Below are 17,267 nucleotides of genomic sequence, written 5' to 3'. Positions count from 1 at the left end.
CGACGCGCCCCGCCCCCCCCCCCCCGGCGGCGGACCCCGGGTGGCGTGCGCCCGTCCGGTGTGAAGCGGGCACCACCCCCCAACCGGTGCCCGCTTCACCTTTCCCTCCCCGGCACCATCCCTGCTCGCCGGGGGACACGCTCATTCACCCCAATGGACGGGCGCTCGGAGTGAATGCCGGGGGCGTGGGGGGCGCTTTCCCTCTCCGCGCGCCTGCGCGGATCACCGGCCGCCTACCGTCGAACCATGGGTAGCGGGGACCGGTCGAAGCTGGTACGAATCTGCGATCAGGCCGGCCGGCCGCGAGGGACCGGCTTCGTCGCGGACGACCGGGGCACGGTCGTCACCGCCCACCAGGCCGTCGTCTCCCCGGCCCCCTTCCTCCTGCACGGCACCGGCGGCCGCACCTGCACCGTCGGCCCCGACGACATCACCGCACTGCCCGCGATGGGCCTGGCCCTGCTGCGCACCGGCGGCCCCGACGCGCTCGACGCGGAGCCGCTGCCCATCGCCGTACGGGACGGGTCCGGGCCCGGCGGCTACGTCGACATCGCCGCCCATGGACGGCGTGAGGCCCGGGTGCTCGGCACCACCCCCGCCACCTACACCACCCCGGACGGCGGCCACCCGGTCCCCGCCGCCTTGGAGCTGGCGCTGGGCACCGACGGCCGGGACGCCCTGCGCTCCGGAGGCGCGGCGGTCGGCGGACCGGTGACCGACCCGGTCACCGGCGCGGTCCTCGGCGTGCTGTGCACCGCCCTCACCACCCCGCACGAGGCGGCCGGACTCGCCCTGCCGATCAGCCGCGGCGCCGACGACACGCTGGACGCCCTGCTGCGCCGCAACGCGCTGGCCGCCCCCGGCTTCGGCCCCGACCTCAACCTCGCCGGGGCGCTCCAGCTCACCGCCACCTCCGTCGCCTCGGCCGGCGGCCCCGACGCCCCTACCGCCCCGGTCGACCGGGAGGACGTGCACGCGGAGCTGTCCGCCTTCGAGGCCGGTACGGGGCTGGTGCTCGGCCTCGTCGGCGCACCCGGCACCGGCCGCACCACCGAGCTGGCCGCCCTCGCCGCCCGCCGCGCCGAGGGCCCGGCGCCCGCTCCCACGCTCTGGCTGCGCGGCGCCGACCTGCTGGCCGAGGACGCCACCGTCGCCGACGCCGCCCGCCGCACGCTCGACCGGTCCGCGCGCATCGTCACCGCCGCCGGGGCCCGCGGCGACATGGCGACGGCCACCCCGGAGCGCGTCGCCCGGCTCGCCGCCGACGCGGGCCATCCCCTCCTGGTGGTCCTGGACGGCCCCGAGGAGATGCCGCCCCTGCTGGCCCACCGCCTCGCGGAGTGGACGGCCGCCAGTGCCGCCTGGCTCCGGGAGCGCCGGGTCCGGCTCGTCGTGGCCTGCCGCCCGGAGCACTGGGAGACCGCGGGCGCCCTCTACCCGCCGCACGCGCTGCACCGCCCGAGCCGACCCGCACGGGGGCTGCCGCCCGCTCTCCGCCTCGGCGACCTCACCCCCGAGCAGGCCGAGCGGGCCAAGGAGCGCCTCGCCATCCCGGCCACCGCCCTCGCACCCGGCCACGACCGGCACCCGCTCACCCTGCGGCTGCTCGCCGAGGTCCGCGCCGCCCTGCCGACCGGGGTCCCCGGCCGCCCCGACACCGAGGACGTCTTCGGCGCCCACCTCGACCTGCTGTGCGTGCGCGCCGCCGTCCGGATCGCGGCCGACGGTGACGAGCAACCCCGGGGCACCGTCGTGCGACGGCTGGCCGCCCGGGTGGCGGGCCAGGTCCACGAGGCGGCCCGCCGCTGCCTGGGACCGGGCCAGGGGGAGCTGGACCGGGCCGCGTTCGAGGAGATCTTCCCCTGGCGCACCGGCTGGGCCTCCGCCGTCCTCGCCGAGGGCCTGCTCGTCCCCGCCGGGGCGGGCTACCGCTTCGCCCACGAGGAGCTGGGCGACTGGGTCCAGGGCGCCCATCTGGACCTGGACGCGGCCCTGCGCTCCCTGGTGCACCGCTGGCACCGGGGAAGCACCGGCCCGGACCCGGCGGCGCCCCGCGAGAGCGGCGAGCCGGGCCCGGACACCGGCTCCGGCGCCAAACGGGAGCCCCGCAGCCTGCCGGTGCCCCGGCACCGCATCGGGCCGGTGATCCAGGCCATGGTCCTCCTGGGCCGCCGTCAGGGCACGGCCGCCCTGGCGCACCGGATGGCCGATCTGATCGAGGCACTGGACCGGCTGTGGGGAGAGGACGGCCCCCGGGACGAGGACGCCGCCTGGTGGGCGGCCCACCTGCTCCGCGGCAGCCTGCTCCGGGTCGCCGACGCCCGCCCGTACCTCGGCGTCCTGCGGGTCCTCGCCGGGCGCATCACCCGCGGCGCCGCCGCCCACGGACCGCGGGGGCCGGGCCCGTACGGGGAGTTCGGCCCCTGGTTCTGGCGGCGGCTGCGGCTGCCCGAGGAGGACCGGATCGACCTCCTGCGGCGCCTCGTCCCCGCCGACGGGCTGCCCCGCACCGACGGCGACGAGCGGCATCTCGACGCGGTGGCCCGCCGCCTCGCGCTGGACGCGGCCGCCGTGATGCCGCTGCTCTGCCGCTGGTTCACCGACGAGCGGCCCCTGATGGCGGGGCCCGGCGCGCCGGAGGTGCCGCTGCGCCCCACGGTCGCCGCCGCCGCGCAGGCCCTGCTGTACGCCCGCCGCGAGCTCGCCCCCGACGTCCTCACCGACGCGCTGATCGCCACCCCGCATCCGCGCGCGGGTGAGCTGCTCGCCGCCCTCGCGGAGGACGAGCCCACCGTGCTCTGCCGGGCCGTGGAGCGCTGGGCCCGCGACGAGGACCGCCCCGCGCGCCGCTCCGCCGCCGCCCGGTACGCCGGACTGCTCCAGCCCCGGGTCGCCGCCGAGGGCGACCGGGCCCTGCTCCGCTCGGCCGCCGAGATCCTGCTGGACCGCCCGGAGGACGGTGAACTGCACGCGGCCGCGCTCACCCTGCTCGTCCGGGACCCGGCGACCCGGGACCGCCACCTGCCGGTGGCCCTGCGGGTGTTCGCCGCCGGAGACCCCCGGCTGCCCGTCGTGCTGCTCGCCGAGGTCTTCCCCGCGCACCCCGAGCCGGTCATCGCCGCGCTCCGCGCCCGGCTGGCCCGCCCCGGCGAGGGCGGGGGAGCGGTGCTGCGGGCCCTGGCCGGACTCGACACGCCCGCGCTGGCCCTGCACGTCGCCGGGCTCGTCCGGGAGTACATCGACGCCCACCCCGCGGACGGCACGGACGCTGCGGAGTACGTGGACCTCCGCCTAGAGCACGGCCCGGCCGCCCGCGCCCTGCTCCTGCCGCTGGTGACCGGGCTGCTCCGGGACCGTCCCGCGCCCCCGCCGGTACGGGCCGCGCTCGCCCGGGTGCTGGCCGGGGCCGGGAGCGCCGACTCCCGGCCGCTGCGGGCCGAGCTGCTGGAGGTGCTGCTGGAGTTCGAGCAGACCACCGGCCGGGACCCGGGCGTGCTGGAGGCCCTGCTGCGGGCCGCCGCCGAGGGCTCGGGGCGCCGCCCGGAGATCCGTACCCGCGCCCTCGTCCACCGCACCGGGATGCTGCTCGTCCGTACCTCCGAGGGCGCCGCCCGCTTCGACCGGGGCCTGGTCGCGGCGGCCCGGGAGGTTCCCGGGTTCGCCGCTCTCGTCACCCGCTGGCTCGCCGACGCGCCGCAGGAGTGGGCGGCGGTCGTCGGCCCGAGCGCCCGGCGCACGGTCGAGGCGTTGGAGACATCACGTCCGCCGATGCCGATGCCGATGCAGGCGGCGGGGCGTGAGCATGGCAGTCTTAGACCTGCGTAAGGGACAGACGACACGTACACAGGTTCGGGCGAGGAGCGGTCACAGTGCAGCGCTGGCGTGGCTTGGAGGACATCCCCCAGGACTGGGGACGCAGCGTCGTCACCATCGGCTCCTACGACGGCGTGCACCGCGGCCACCAGCTGATCATCGGCCGGGCCGTCGAGCGCGCCCGTGAGCTGGGCATCCCCTCGGTCGTCGTGACCTTCGACCCGCACCCCAGCGAGGTCGTCCGCCCCGGCAGCCACCCGCCGCTGCTCGCCCCGCACCACCGCCGTGCCGAGCTGATGGCGGAACTGGGCGTGGACGCGGTGCTGGTGCTGCCCTTCACCACCGAGTTCTCCCAGCTGTCGCCCGCCGACTTCATCGCGAAGGTGCTGGTCGACCGGCTCCACGCGAAGGCCGTCATCGAGGGCCCGAACTTCCGCTTCGGCCACCGGGCCGCCGGGAACGTCGCCTTCCTGACCGAGCTGGGCGCCACCTACGACTACACCGTCGAGGTCGTCGACCTGTACGTCACCGGCGAGGCGGGCGGCGGACAGCCCTTCTCCTCCACCCTCACCCGCACCCTGATCGCCGAGGGCGACGTCGCGGGGGCCGCCGAGATCCTGGGCCGCCCGCACCGCGTCGAGGGCATCGTGGTGCGCGGCGCGCAGCGCGGCCGCGAGCTGGGATTCCCCACGGCCAACGTGGAGACCCTGCCGCACACCGCGATCCCCGCCGACGGCGTCTACGCGGGCTGGCTGGAGGTGGACGGCGAGTCGATGCCCGCCGCGATCTCCGTCGGCACGAACCCGCAGTTCGACGGGGTCGAGCGGACGGTCGAGGCGTACGCCATCGACCGTGTCGACCTCGATCTGTACGGGCTGCACGTGGCCGTCGACTTCCTCGCCTACGTCCGCGGCATGCTGAAGTTCGACTCCATCGACGACCTGCTGGTGGCGATGGCCGCCGACGTCAAGCGCTCCAGCGAGCTGACCGCCGCCTACGCCCGGACCCACTGACCCGGCCCGCTTCCCCGTGCGGCCCGCCCCGGGACGGCCGATGCTGACAGGGTGCGCGACATCCTGCCCGACCTCCGAGCCCGGTGCGCCGACGGCGTCCCCTTCGCCCTGGCGACCGTCGTCGCCGTGCGCGGCAGCGCGCCGCGCGACCCGGGGGCGGTCATGGCCGTCGACGCCGCGGGGACCGTCGTCGGCAGTGTCTCCGGGGGCTGCGTCGAGAGCGACGTGTACGAGGTGGCCCGCGAGGTGCTGGCCGGGGCCGGGCCGCGCGTGGTGGCGTACGGGATCAGCGACGACGAGGCGTTCGCCACCGGGCTGACGTGCGGCGGGACGATCGAGGTCCTGGTGCGCGGCTACGCGGCCGACGCGGAGCGCGCGGAGCTGGCGGCGGTGCTGGACCTCGTCGCCGCCGACGAGCCGGTGGCCGAGGCCACGGTCCTGTCGGGGGCTCGGACGGGGGCCCGGCTGACCGTCCGCCCCTGCGGCCGGGGGCGGACGACCGGCACGCTCGGGGCGGCGGATCTGGACGCCGCCGTCACCGACGACGCCAGAGGACTCCTGGCCCAGGGGCGCACCGGCGTGCGGTGGTACGGGGCGCGGGGGCAGCGCCGGATGCGGGAGGTCGCCGTCTTCGTCCGGACGTACGCCCCGCCGCCCCGGATGCTCGTCTTCGGGGCCATCGACCACGCGGCGGCCACCGCCCGCATCGGCTCGTTCCTCGGCTACCGGGTCACCGTCTGCGACGCCCGTCCGGTCTTCGCCACCCGCGAGCGCTTCCCCACGGCGGACGAGGTCGTCCGCGCCTGGCCGCACACCTACCTGGAGTCCACCGAGGTCGACGCCCGCACCGTGATCTGCGTACTCACCCACGACCCGAAGTTCGACGTGCCCCTCCTCCGCGCCGCCCTGCGCACCCCCGCCGCGTACATCGGCGTGATGGGCAGCCGCCGCACCCACCACGACCGGCTGGCGCGGCTGCGCGCGGCCGGGGTGGACGAGGCCGGGCTCGCCCGGCTCGCCTCCCCGGTCGGCCTCGACCTCGGGGCCCGTACGCCGGAGGAGACGGCGGTCTCCATCGCGGCCGAGATCATCCAGCACCGCTGGGGCGGGACGGGACGGCCGCTGGGCGGGCTGACGGGGGCGATCCACCCCCGGGAGCCGGAGGGCCGGGTGGGTCCCGGCGGTCCATCTCCCGCCACTCGGGGCGCAGTCCGGCCAGATTCGTGGTGAGGAAGTACGCGGCCCCGCAGACGAGCAGCACCGGCGTGAGCCCGGCGGCGGTCACCGCCGCTCCGGCGAGCAGCCCCCCGAGGGGGATGCCGGACCAGGCCAGTGAGTCGCCGAGGGCGTTGACCCGGCCCAGCATCCGGCGCGGCACCCGCTCGACCAGGACGGCCCCCAGCACGGGGTTGAGGAACCCGGCCCCGAAACCGCTGACGGCGAAGACGGCCAGGACCACGCCCAGCGGGGCGTCGACGGCGAGGACCAGGAAGCGCGGCGCCCCGGCCAGCAGGAACCCGCCGAGGAACACCACCCGGCGCCGCAGCCGGTGCGCGGCCATCGCGGCGATGAGGCTCCCGGCGACCGCGGCGGCCCCCATCGCGCTGCCGATCAGGCCGACGGCCGTCGGGCCGTGCCCGGACTCCTTGGCCCAGACGGGAATGAGCAGGGAGGTCAGCGCCGCGTCCAGCAGGTTGGTGATCCCGACCATGATCACGACGGCGAGCAGCAGCCGCTCACCGCGCAGGAAGGCGAAGCCTTCGCCGAACCGCCGCCAGTAGCCCGGGTCTCCGTCCTCGCCCGGCGCGGACTCCTCGGCGGCCGGGCGTCCCATGCCGCGCGGCAGCACCACGGCGACGATCACCGAACCGAGGGCGAAGCAGACGGCGTTGAGGAGCAGGCCGGTCATCGGGCCGAGCAGCGCCACCAGGGCGCCGCCCACCGCCGGGCCGACGGTGGAGGCCAGCCGCTCGACGACGCCGGAGAGTCCGGTGGCCCGCTCCAGCGGGATCCGGCCGCATTCGGCCGCCTCAGGGACCATGACCTCCTTGGCCAGATCGCCCGGACCGCGCGCCGCGCCGATCAGCGCGACCAGCGCCAGCAGCACCGGGAAGGACAGCAGATCCAGGGCGTGCAGCAGCGGGACCGCCGCGGCGGCGGCCGCGCTCGCCAGGTCGGTGGTCCAGGAGACGGCCCTCGCGCCGATCCGGTCCACCAGGGGACCGGTGAGGGCCTTGACCACCACGTAGGGGGTCATCTCGCAGAAGGCGACGAGACCGGTCTGGGCGGCGCTGCCGGTCGTGACGAGCACGAACCAGGGCAGGGCCACCAGGGAGACCCGGGTGCCGGTCAGGGACACGGCAATGGCCGCCAGCACCCCGGCCAGGGGCGCCGACGACCGGCTGCCGGAACCGGCCGGCGCTTTCCCCGTCGCGGTGTCCGCGCGTCCTCGTGGGCGGGCAGGCGGGCAGCCCGCTCCTTCCGGTGCGTCGGTCATACCCGGGAGCGTAGACCGCAAAGAGTTCTTTGCAAAGTTTTTTTGCCAAGAAGTCTTTGCAGTCTTCGGGGGCTCCTCCTCAGCTCTCCCCGCCATGCGCCGCCGCCCAGTGGCACGCCACCTGGCTGTCCGCCCCGCCGCCCAGCACCGGCAGGTCCACCGTGCGGCAGGACTCCGCCACTCCGGCCCGCTCCGCCACGCCCGAGGCGAGGACCTGGCAGCGCACGTGGAACCGGCAGCCGGCGGGCACCTTCGACGGGTCCGGCGGCTCACCGGCCAGCACCACCGGTTCCCCCTCCGCCTCGGGCAGGACCGACAGCAGGGCCCGGGTGTACGGGTGCTGAGGGGCCGTGAGCAGCTGTTCGACCGGGCCCGTCTCCACGATCCGGCCCAGGTACATCACCGCCACCCGGTCCGCGATGTTCCAGGCGAGACCGAGGTCGTGGGTGACGACCAGGGCCGAGAGGCCCAGCTCGTCGCGGAGCCGCAGCAGCAGGGCCAGGATCTCGCCCCGGACCGACGCGTCCAGTGAGGCCACCGGCTCGTCGGCCACGATCAGCTCCGGCTCCAGCACCAGCGCCCCGGCGATCACCACCCGCTGGCGCTGACCGCCCGACAGCTCGTGCGGGAAGCGCAGGAAGAACCGCTCCGGGGGGCGGAGTCCGGCCCGGGAGAGGGCCTGCGCGACGGCCGCCCGCTCGTCGCCCCCGTACCCGTGGATGCGCAGCCCCTCCGCCACCGCGTCGTACACCGTGTGCCGGGGGTTGAGCGAGCCACTGGGGTCCTGGAGCACCAGCTGCACGCGTTTGCGGTACGCCTTCAGCGCCCGGCCCGTGTAATCCAGCGGGGCCCCGGCGAAGGCGACCCGTCCGGCGGTCGGCGGGACCAGGCCGAGCAGGGACCGCGCCAGCGTCGTCTTGCCGCAGCCGGACTCCCCGACCAGGGCGACGATCTCGCCGGGCCGGATGTCCAGGTCGACGCCGTCGACGGCGCGGGCGGTGGCGGCCCCGCGGCGGCCGGGGAAGGCGACCTCCAGCGCCTCGGCGCTGAGCAGGGGGGCGGCATCGGCCGGAGGGGCGTCCGACTGGGGCGCGGCGCCGGCCGGAGGGGCGGTGCTCATGTCGTGCTCCTCGTGTCGTCGGCCCCCAAAGAGGCCGGGGCCGGGGCGGCGGGGTCCGGGGCCCCGGGGGCGTCCACCCGTACGCAGGCGGCCCGGCGCTCGCCTCCGGCCTCCCGCAGCTCCTGGTCCTCGGTGGCGCAGGAGTCCAGCGGCACCGGGCAGCGGGGGTGGAACGTACAGCCGCCCGGCAGCGCCGCCGGGTCCGGCGGATCGCCCGGCAGCCCGCGCGGAGCGTGCCGGGAGGCGGGGTCCCCGATCCTCGGGAACGCGGCGGAGAGCGCCTGGGCGTACGGATGGCGGGCGTCGGTGTACACCTGCCGGGCGGGGCCCTCCTCGACGACCCGGCCCGCGTACATCACCGAGAGCCGGTCGCAGGTGTCCGCGAGCACCGCGAGGTCGTGGCTGATCATGATCAGGCCGACGTTCTGATCCGCGACCAGCTGGTTGATCAGCCGCAGGATCTGCGCCTGGATCATCACGTCCAGCGCGGTCGTCGGCTCGTCCGCCACGATCAGCCGCGGATCGCAGGCCAGTGCCATCGCGATCATCACGCGCTGCCGCTGGCCGCCGGACAGCTCGTGCGGGTAGGCCCGCGCGCGGGCGGCGGGTAGTCCCACCTGTTCCAGCAGCTCACCGGCGCGCTCGCGGGCGGCGGCCGGGGTGGCCCCGCTGTGCAGCAGAATCGGTTCGGCGATCTGGTCGCCGACCCGGTGCACCGCGTTGAGCGAGTGCATCGCGCCCTGGAAGACGATGGACGCGCCCGCCCAGCGGACCGCCCGCAGCCGCCCCCACTTCATGGTCAGGACGTCCTCGCCGTCCAGCAGGATTTGCCCGGTCAGCTTCGCCGTCGCGGGCAGCAGCCGCAGCAGCGCCAGGGCCAGCGTGGACTTGCCGCAGCCGGACTCCCCGGCGATGCCCAGCTTCTGCCCCGCCTCGACCCGCAGATCGACGCCCCGCACGGCGGGGACGGCGTCGGGCCCGCCGCCGTAGGTGACGGTGAGGTCCCGCACCTCCAGCAGCGGGGGATCGCCCACCGGCCCGGATGTACCGGGCTCGGCGGAGGGGTCCGGATGCGCAGTGGCCGTCGTGGTCGTCGCCGTCAACGGGACGCTCCCAGCTTGGGGTTGAGCACGGACTCGATCGCACGGCCGCACAGCGTGAAGGCGAGGGCGACGACGGCGATGGCGAGTCCGGGCGGGGCGAGGTACCACCAGTTGCCGGAGCTGACCGCCCCGGCCTCCCGGGCGTCCTGGAGCAGCCCGCCCCAGGAGACGATCGTGGGATCGCTGAGCCCGAGGAAGGCGAGGGTCGCCTCGGTGAGGATGGCCGTGGAGATCACCAGCGTGGTCTGGGCGAGCACCAGCGGCATCACGTTGGGCAGCACGTGCCGGGTCATGATGTGGCCGTGCCCGCCGCCGAGCGCCCGCGAGCGTTCGATGTACGGGCGGGACTCCACCGACAGCGTCTGGGCCCGCACCAGCCGGGCGGTCGTCGGCCAGGTCGTCACGCCGATCGCGAGGATCGTCGTCCAGACCGACCGGGACAGCACCGTGGCCAGGGCGATGGCCAGCACCAGCGTCGGCATGACGAGGAACCAGTCGGTGACCCGCATGACGATCGTGGCGTACCAGCCCTTGAAGTGGCCCGCGGTGATCCCGATCAGGGTGCCGATCGCCACCGAGAGGAACGCCGCGAGCAGCCCGACGGTCAGCGACACCCGGGTCCCCCAGAGCATCAGCGCGAGCAGGCTGCGGCCGAACTGGTCGGTCCCGAGCGGGAACTCCCCGCTGGGCGCCTCCAGCGGCCCGCCCGGCGCGCCGGTCACGCTCCGGGACTCCTCACCCACCAGGAGCGGAGCGGCCACCGCCAGCAGGGCGATCACCACGAGCACGCCGAGGCCGACGAGCCCGGCCCGGTGCGTGCGGTACTGCCGCCAGAAGCGCAGCGCGGCCTGCCGCCGCCGGGCGCGGGCGAGGGCGCGCGGGCCCTCCGCCGGCGGGGTCCCGGGGGTGTCCGCGGACTTCTCCATCGATGTCGTCATCGGCCCACCCGGGGATCGAGCAGCGGATAGATCACGTCGGCGAGGGTGTTCATCAGGATCACCGCGGCGGCGAACACGAAGAACAGCGCCTGCACCAACGGCAGGTCGGGCACGCTCAGCGCCTGGTAGAACAGCCCGCCGAGCCCCGGCCAGGAGAACACCGTCTCCACCAGGATCGCCCCCGCCACCGTCGTACCGAGGTTCACGAAGAGCAGGGTGACGGTGGGCAGCAGGGCGTTCGGCACGGCGTGCCTGCGGCGTACGAGGTCGTCGCGCAGCCCCTTGGCGCGCGCGGTCGTCAGATAGTCGCTGCCCATCTCGTCCAGCAGCGAGGACCGCATCACCAGCAGGGTGCGCGCGTACTCCACGGCGACCAGGGTCACGACCGGCAGGACCAGGTGGTGGGCGATGTCCAGCACCCGGTCGAGGCCCTCGGTGTTCCCGGACTCCATGCCTCCGGTCGGGAACAGACCCGGGAGCGGCCCCACCCCCACCGACAGCGTGATGATGAGGAGCAGCCCGAGCCAGAACGAGGGCACCGAGTACAGCGTCAGGGCGAACGCGGTGCTGGCCCGGTCCCCGGCGCCGCCGTTGCGCCACGCGGAGCGGGCGCCCAGCCAGATGCCGAGCAGGGTGTAGATCACGAAGGCGGTGCCGGTGAGCAGCAGGGTCGCGGGCAGCGCCTCGGTGATCTTGTCGATGACGGGGGCGCGGAACTGGTACGACGTACCGAAGTCGCCGGTCAGCGCCTTGCCGCAGTACTGCGTGAACTGCTGCCACAGCGGCAGGTCGAGCCCGAACTCGCGGCGCATCGCCGCGATCTGCTCCGTCGACACCTGACGGCCGCCGGTCATCTGCTTGACCGGGTCGCCGGGGATCAGCCGGAAGAGGAAGAAGCTGGTGACGAGGACGGCGAAGAGGGAGACGGCCGCCCCGGCGAGCTTGCCCGCCGCGTAGCGGGCGTAGGCGGCGGTCGTACGGGAACGGGGCCCGCGGCCCGACGGCCCGGCCGGAGCCGGACCGTCGCTCTCCACGCCCGCCGCGCCCTTCAGGAGCGCGGGAGTGCTCTGAGTGCTCATGGACTATTCACGGTCTTCCGCGGTGGAGCGGCGACGCATGGCGAACAGCAGTCCGCCACCGGCGAGGACGACGACGGCGATCCCGATCCCGACGAGCACCCCGGTGGAGGAGCCCCCGGAGTCCGAGGACGCCGACGAGGAGGCCCCGGCGGCCGGCTCGGCCGACCACCAGCTCCAGTAGCCGTCCTGGCCGTAGATGTTGCCCGCGGCCGACGGCATGGTGGTGATGGACTTGATGTGGTCGGTGCGGTAGGCCTCGACGGCATTGGGATACGCCATGACGTTCATGTACCCGGTGTCGTACAGCCGCGACTCCAGTTGCCTCACCAGATCCGCCCGCTTGGCGGGGTCGTACTCCGCCAGTTGCTTCTTGTACAGCTCGTCGTACTGCTTGTCGCAGATGAAGTTGTCGGTCGCCGCCGACTCCTTCGCCTTGGACGGCAGGGCGGCACAGGTGTGGATGGAGAGGACGAAGTCGGGGTCGGGGTTGACGGACCAGCCGTCGAAGGCGAGGTCGTACTCACCCGCGTACCAGGGGTCGGAGACGTTGTCGAGGCAGTCGACCTTCAGCCCGATGCCCTGCTCGCCCCACCACTCCTGGAGGTACTTGCCGATCGCCTTGTCATTGGGGTCGGTGGCGTGGCACAGGATGCGGAAGTCCAGCGGCCTGCCGTCCTTGCCGACCCGCTTGCCCTGGCCGTTCTTCTTGTACCCCGCCTCGTCGAGGAGGGCGGCGGCCTTCCCGGGGTCGTAGGCCAGCTTCTGGCCGGCGGACGGCTTCCAGAAGTAGTCCCCGAAGCGCGGCGGGATGTAGCCCTCGCCCTCGACGGCGTGGCCCTGGAAGACCTTGTCGATGATGGTCTTGCGGTCGACGGCCATGAACAGCGCGTGCCGCACCTTCTGGTCCAGCAGCGCCGGGTGGCCGTCCCCGAACTTCGTGCCGTCCTTGGTACGGGCCCCGGGGTTCACGGCGAGCGCGAAGAAGCGGCGGCCCGGGGCGTCGTTCACCTCGATGTCCGGGGCGCTCTCCAGCGAAGCGGACTGGGCGGGGGTGAGGCTCGGGCTGCCCGCGACGAAGGACACCTCGCCCTTGCGCAGGGCGGCCACGGCGGCGTCCTGGTCCTTGTAGTAGCGGAAGACCAGCTCGTCGAACTTGGGGGAGCCGCGCCAGAAGTCCTTGTTGGCCTTGAGCCTGACGAAGCTGTCGACCTTGTAGTCCGTCAGGATGAACGGACCGTTCCCCACGACGGGGAAGTCCTTGTCGTTGTTGAACTTCGAGAAGTCACCGACCTTCTCCCAGACGTGCCGGGGGACGATCGGGACGTCGAGCGCCGTCATCGTGGCCTGCGGCTCCTTGAGCCGGATGACCAGCTTGTCCTCGCTGGGCGCGGTCACCTTCTCGAAGTTGCCGACGAAGCTGCCGTTGGAGGTCGCCGCGCCCTCGTCGGTCATCATCTTGTTGAACGTCCAGGCCGCGTCCTCGGCGGTGGCCCGCTGCCCGTCGGACCACGTCGAGTCCGAGCGGATCGTGTACGTCCACGTCAGCTTGTCCGCGGAGGACTCCCACGCGGTGGCCAGCCCCGGGATCGCCTTGTTGTCCTTGGCGTCGTAGTTGGTGAGGTAGTCGTACATGAGCCGGTGGATGCTCGTGCTGACCAGCCGCTGCGCGAGGAACGGACTGAGCGAGTCGACGCTCTGCGCGACGGCGACGGTGAGCGTCGTCCTCCCGTCGTCGGCGCGGGCCTCGGAGGGTACGGGCGCGAGGGGATGTCCCGGGACGACGGACCCGGCGGCGAGCGCCAGGGCGACCGCACCGGAGCCTGCCAGCAGGCGCAGACGTCGGTGTGCCCGGAGGAAGCGGGCGGGGACTCTTGTGACCATGGACGGGGACCTCGCGTCATCACTCGCTGGGACAAGGCGGGCAGATCTCTGGTTCGCCAGTTGGTGATGCGAAGGTCTATCAGCGCGGTCGGGCCTCGTCAACGGTCTGTCAAACCGCGTGTGGGCTGCGGGAATAGCGGAAGGGCCCGCACCGCGTCAGCGGTGCGAGCCCTCATTGGTCTCTACCTCTCGACCCCTATCGCGGGGGTGTCTGCGGCGGCCGCTGAGGCGACTGCCGCCACCCGGCGGGAGGCACCGGACCCTGGAGACCGGGCTGGCCTGCCGGGTTGGCCTGCTCGTCCTGCTCCTTTGGCCGGCCCTGCTGACCCGGCTGCGGGGCGTCGGCGCCGGGCGCGGCCGGCGCGCCCTGCGGGGGCGGTGTCTGCTGCCACGCGCCCTGCGGGGGGTAGGGGCCCTGGGGTGCACCCGGCTGACCGGCCGCCGGATATCCCCCGTACGGCGGCTGTGCGGGGTACGGCTGCTGGGGGTACGGCTGCGCTCCGGGGTGGCCCGGCTGCGGCTGGGCCTGGGCCTGCGGCTGGGCTTGGGCATGGGGCTGTCCGGGGTGCTGGGCCTGGGCCTGCGGCTGTCCGGGGTGCTGCTGCGGGTAGGGCAGGCCGGGTCCGGGCTGCTGCGGAGCATACGGCTGCTGCCCCGGGGCCTGCTGGCCGGGGAAGTGGCCCGGAGCCTGCGCACCCGGCGCCGCCTGGCCGGGCCGGCCGGGCTGGTGCTCTCCCGGCCGGGGCTGCCCCGGGGCGGGGTAGGCCTGCTGGCCGGGCATCGGCGGGGCGTACCGCGGCGGCGGGTTCTGACCGTCCGACGTCCACAGCCCCTGCTGCCGTTGCGCCCGTGCGAAGTCCTCGGCCACCAGGGCCGAGAGGTGGAAGTACGCCTCACGGGTCCTGGGCCGCAGCATGTCGAGGTCGACCTCGGCGCCCGCCGCCAGATGCTCGTCGAACGGCACGACGACCACCCCCCGGCACCGCGTCTCGAAGTGCTGCACGATGTCGTCCACCTTGATCATCTTGCCGGTCTCACGGACCCCCGAGATGACGGTGAGCGAACGCTGCACCAGGTCCGCGTACCCGTGCGCCGACAGCCAGTCCAGCGTGGTGGAGGCGCTGGAGGCGCCGTCGACCGACGGGGTGGAGATGATGATCAGCTGGTCGGCGAGGTCGAGCACCCCGCGCATCGCGCTGTAGAGCAGCCCGGTCCCCGAGTCGGTGAGGATGATCGGGTACTGCCTGCCGAGCACGTCGATCGCGCGCCGGTAGTCCTCGTCGTTGAAGGTCGTGGAGACCGCCGGGTCCACGTCGTTGGCGATGATCTCCAGTCCGGAGGGCGCCTGCGAGGTGAACCGGCGGATGTCCATGTACGAGTTGAGGTACGGGATCGCCTGGACCAGGTCGCGGATGGTAGCCCCGGTCTCGCGGCGCACCCGCCGCCCCAGTGTGCCCGCGTCCGGGTTGGCGTCGATGGCGAGGATCTTGTCCTGCCGCTCGGTGGCCAGCGTGGAGCCGAGCGCGGTGGTCGTGGTGGTCTTGCCGACGCCGCCCTTGAGACTGATGACCGCGATCCGGTAGCAGGACAGCACCGGGGTACGGATCAGCTCCAGCTTGCGCTGCCGCTCGGCTTCCTCCTTCTTCCCGCCCAGCCTGAACCGGGAGACGGCGGAGGGATTGCGGCTGCTCTTCGTCTTCTGCTTGCCCCGCACCAGCCGGTCGGAGGACAGCTCGACCGCCGCCGTGTAACCGAGCGGGGCACCCGGCACCGACCGCTCGCGCTGGTCGTGGGCGACCGGAGTGGGCCAGGCCCCGCCCGCACGCGGGTCGACGGGCTGCTGTTGCGGCGGCTGTGCGCCGGGGTCCGCCTGCTGTCGGCCGGGCTGCTGCTGGGCCGGGAGGTGCGGCGGCTGGGGCTGCGCCGGGTGCGGCTGCTGATACGGAGCGGGCTGCGCGGGGCTGGCGTGCGCGACCGGCGCGGGGAGGTTCGGGGTGCCGGGGACCTGCGCGGGGAGGGGGGCGTGCGGGTGGTGCGGCTGCTGAGGCGCCTGACCCGGCTGGTGCTGTCCGGGGTACGGCTGTTCCGGCTGGTGCTGTCCGGGCTGGTGCTGTCCGGGTCCCGGCTGTCCCGGTTGCTGTCCGGGCTGCGGGAAGCCGTAGCCGCCCGCGCCCTGGGGGGCTTGGGGCTGGGGCTGTGCCTGGGGCGGGGACTGCGGCGGGAGCGGTGCGCTCTGCTCGGGGTACGGCTGAGGGGCCTGGGGTGCCTGCGGGGGGTGCGGTGTCCGAGGGGCCTGGTCCGCCGGGGCGCCCTGAGAGAAGCCGTAGCCGCCGGGCACCTCGTCGGCAGGCCCGGTGGCGGGCCACTGCGCGGCGGGCTGCGGCGCGGAGGGCCCCGGGGCGGCGGGCTGGAAGGCGGGCGGCAGCGGCGGCAGCGCCCCGCCCTGGGCGGGTGGCGACCACGGCACCGGCGCGGCGGCGGCCTGCGGGGCGTCCGCACCAGCCGCGGGCGCGGCCTGCGGGGCGGCGTCGTGGGGCTCGGCGTCTCGCGGCGTGGCGTCGGCCACCGGTGCGGCGTCGGGTTCGGGTGCGGGGGCGTTGTCGGGTGCCGGGGCGTCCGAGGGCCCGGGGGCGTCCGCCGAATCCGGCACCGGGTCCGGGCCGGACGTACCGGACGTACCGGACGCGGAGATCGTGCCGGACGAGCCCGACGCACCGGACGCGTCGTCGGAGGGCGTACCGTCCGCGTCCACGTCGGAGGCGTTACCCGAGGCGGAACCGGAGCCGGTGCCCCCGGCCTCGGCCTGGGCGTCGGCCGCGGACCCGGACTCGCTCTCGGCTGCGGCCCGGGTGGCGGCGTCGGTGTCGGTGACGTCGGCTCCGGTGTCCGGTGCGGCGGCGGCCTCCGCCTCGCGCTCCGCGATCTCCCGCTGGAGCGCGGCCGGGGAGAACCGCATCGTCGCGCCGCTCTCCACGTCGCCGCCGCCGAACGCACCGGTGTCACCGGGCTCCTCGGCCGAGCGGCCCGGTGCCTGGCCATGGGGGGCGTGGGGGGCCTCCGGCGCGGCCGGTGAGGCCGGAGCCGGGGGGACGGCCGGGGCGGCCGGGTCCACGGGGGGCGGGGGAGTGGTCGCCCAGGCGGGGTCGAAGCCACCCTGCGCAGGCACGCCCTGCGCAGGCACGCCGTGAGGGGGCACGCCTTGCCCAGGCACGCCTTGCCCAGGCACCCCCTGCGCAGGCGCTTCCTGAGGGGGCACCCCCGGCGCAGGCAGTCCGGGCGCGGACACGGGCGCCCCGTTCGGCGGCGGGGGCGGGGCCAGGTGCGAGCCCGCTCCCCCCGAGGAGTCCCCCGAGGCGTTCTGCGTGTACCAGGCGGGCGGGGTGTAGTCGATGGTGAACTCACCCGTCATCTCGGCGGGATCCGCGTCGGACGACTCGTCGACGGGCGTGTCCCAACCGTCGCGGATCTCGTCCCGATCGCCGTTCACTTTGCCTCCTGATGTGGTCGAGCACCCTGGTGCCGTGGTGGGTGGGGGCGACCGCTCCCGAGGTCCGGTCCGCCCGGCTCTCCCCCTCGCGGCGCGCATCACCTGCTCCCAGGTTCTCTGCCGCGCCCCCGCCCACCCTAATCGCCATCGGGTCGACTCAGGCAGGGCGTTCGGGATCGCTCAACCTGTCCGTTACGTCACCCGTGAGGTCATCCGGCGACCGCGAACGAACAGAGAGCATGCGAGAACGGGTGAAGAGCGGAAGTAAGGCGCAAAACTCCGTCGAATGCACCGGACTTCGCCGGAATCCGCACCACCGGCCGACCGGCCCGCCCG

The 17,267-nt window shown here is 74.9% G+C and carries 9 protein-coding genes and 1 pseudogene; 3 read left to right on the top strand and 7 right to left on the bottom strand.

Annotation, left to right across the window (positions count from 1 at the left end):
• Positions 1 to 246 precede the first annotated feature (246 nt).
• The 3 genes from ACIRRU_RS00145 to ACIRRU_RS00135 are packed head-to-tail and all read left to right on the top strand — an operon-like array spanning position 247 to position 6,056.
• On the top strand, positions 247 to 3,825 hold the full coding sequence (locus tag ACIRRU_RS00145) for a serine protease (protein WP_403674257.1): 3,579 nt from the start codon (positions 247 to 249) through the stop codon (positions 3,823 to 3,825).
• Positions 3,826 to 3,869: 44 nt separating this feature from the next.
• Positions 3,870 to 4,826, top strand: a complete 957-nt coding sequence (locus ACIRRU_RS00140; RefSeq protein ID WP_403674256.1) for a bifunctional riboflavin kinase/FAD synthetase — start codon at positions 3,870 to 3,872, stop codon at positions 4,824 to 4,826.
• 51 nt (positions 4,827 to 4,877) lie between these two features.
• Positions 4,878 to 6,056, top strand: coding sequence for an XdhC family protein (locus ACIRRU_RS00135; RefSeq protein WP_403674254.1), 1,179 nt, complete (start codon positions 4,878 to 4,880; stop codon positions 6,054 to 6,056).
• On the opposite strand, the pseudogene ACIRRU_RS00130 reads toward ACIRRU_RS00135, so the two are convergent.
• The 7 genes and pseudogenes from ACIRRU_RS00130 to ACIRRU_RS00100 form a co-directional block, all read right to left on the bottom strand.
• A pseudogene (locus tag ACIRRU_RS00130) lies at positions 5,956 to 7,323 on the bottom strand (MFS transporter); the annotation flags it as partial. The gene ACIRRU_RS00135 and the pseudogene ACIRRU_RS00130 sit on opposite strands and share 101 nt — an antisense overlap.
• A 79-nt stretch (positions 7,324 to 7,402) precedes the next feature.
• A complete protein-coding gene (locus ACIRRU_RS00125) occupies positions 7,403 to 8,443 on the bottom strand; it encodes an oligopeptide/dipeptide ABC transporter ATP-binding protein (protein WP_403674251.1) in 1,041 nt (346 codons plus the stop codon).
• Positions 8,440 to 9,546: an ABC transporter ATP-binding protein gene (locus ACIRRU_RS00120; RefSeq protein ID WP_403674249.1), complete on the bottom strand. Its 1,107-nt coding sequence runs from the start codon at positions 9,544 to 9,546 to the stop codon at positions 8,440 to 8,442. Before ACIRRU_RS00120 ends, ACIRRU_RS00125 begins: the two co-directional genes overlap by 4 nt.
• Positions 9,543 to 10,484, bottom strand: coding sequence for an ABC transporter permease (locus ACIRRU_RS00115; RefSeq protein ID WP_403674246.1), 942 nt, complete (start codon positions 10,482 to 10,484; stop codon positions 9,543 to 9,545). The genes ACIRRU_RS00120 and ACIRRU_RS00115 overlap by 4 nt, the downstream gene beginning before the upstream one ends.
• On the bottom strand, positions 10,481 to 11,563 hold the full coding sequence (locus ACIRRU_RS00110) for an ABC transporter permease (RefSeq protein WP_363204314.1): 1,083 nt from the start codon (positions 11,561 to 11,563) through the stop codon (positions 10,481 to 10,483). Before ACIRRU_RS00110 ends, ACIRRU_RS00115 begins: the two co-directional genes overlap by 4 nt.
• A gap of 3 nt (positions 11,564 to 11,566) precedes the next feature.
• Positions 11,567 to 13,444, bottom strand: a complete 1,878-nt coding sequence (locus ACIRRU_RS00105) for an ABC transporter substrate-binding protein (protein ID WP_403674242.1) — start codon at positions 13,442 to 13,444, stop codon at positions 11,567 to 11,569.
• Positions 13,445 to 13,640: 196 nt separating this feature from the next.
• The gene (locus tag ACIRRU_RS00100) at positions 13,641 to 16,931 is read right to left on the bottom strand and encodes an SCO5717 family growth-regulating ATPase (RefSeq protein ID WP_403674240.1); all 3,291 of its coding nucleotides are present in this window, start codon (positions 16,929 to 16,931) and stop codon (positions 13,641 to 13,643) included.
• Between the last annotated feature and the right edge of the window lie 336 nt (positions 16,932 to 17,267).

It is taken from the genome of Streptomyces sp. NPDC101181, from assembly GCF_044767975.1.
GTDB lineage: Bacteria > Actinomycetota > Actinomycetes > Streptomycetales > Streptomycetaceae > Streptomyces.
This window is presented reverse-complemented; position numbering and strand designations above follow the sequence as displayed.

What these genes read in the sequence shown, in the direction of transcription:
- ACIRRU_RS00145 (WP_403674257.1), top strand. Translation starts at nt 247, where the DNA reads ATGGGTAGCGGGGACCGGTCGAAGCTGGTACGAATCTGCGATCAGGCC.
- ACIRRU_RS00125 (WP_403674251.1), bottom strand. Translation starts at nt 8,443, where the DNA reads ATGAGCACCGCCCCTCCGGCCGGCGCCGCGCCCCAGTCGGACGCCCCT.
- ACIRRU_RS00115 (WP_403674246.1), bottom strand. Translation starts at nt 10,484, where the DNA reads ATGACGACATCGATGGAGAAGTCCGCGGACACCCCCGGGACCCCGCCG.
- ACIRRU_RS00110 (WP_363204314.1), bottom strand. Translation starts at nt 11,563, where the DNA reads ATGAGCACTCAGAGCACTCCCGCGCTCCTGAAGGGCGCGGCGGGCGTG.
- ACIRRU_RS00105 (WP_403674242.1), bottom strand. Translation starts at nt 13,444, where the DNA reads ATGGTCACAAGAGTCCCCGCCCGCTTCCTCCGGGCACACCGACGTCTG.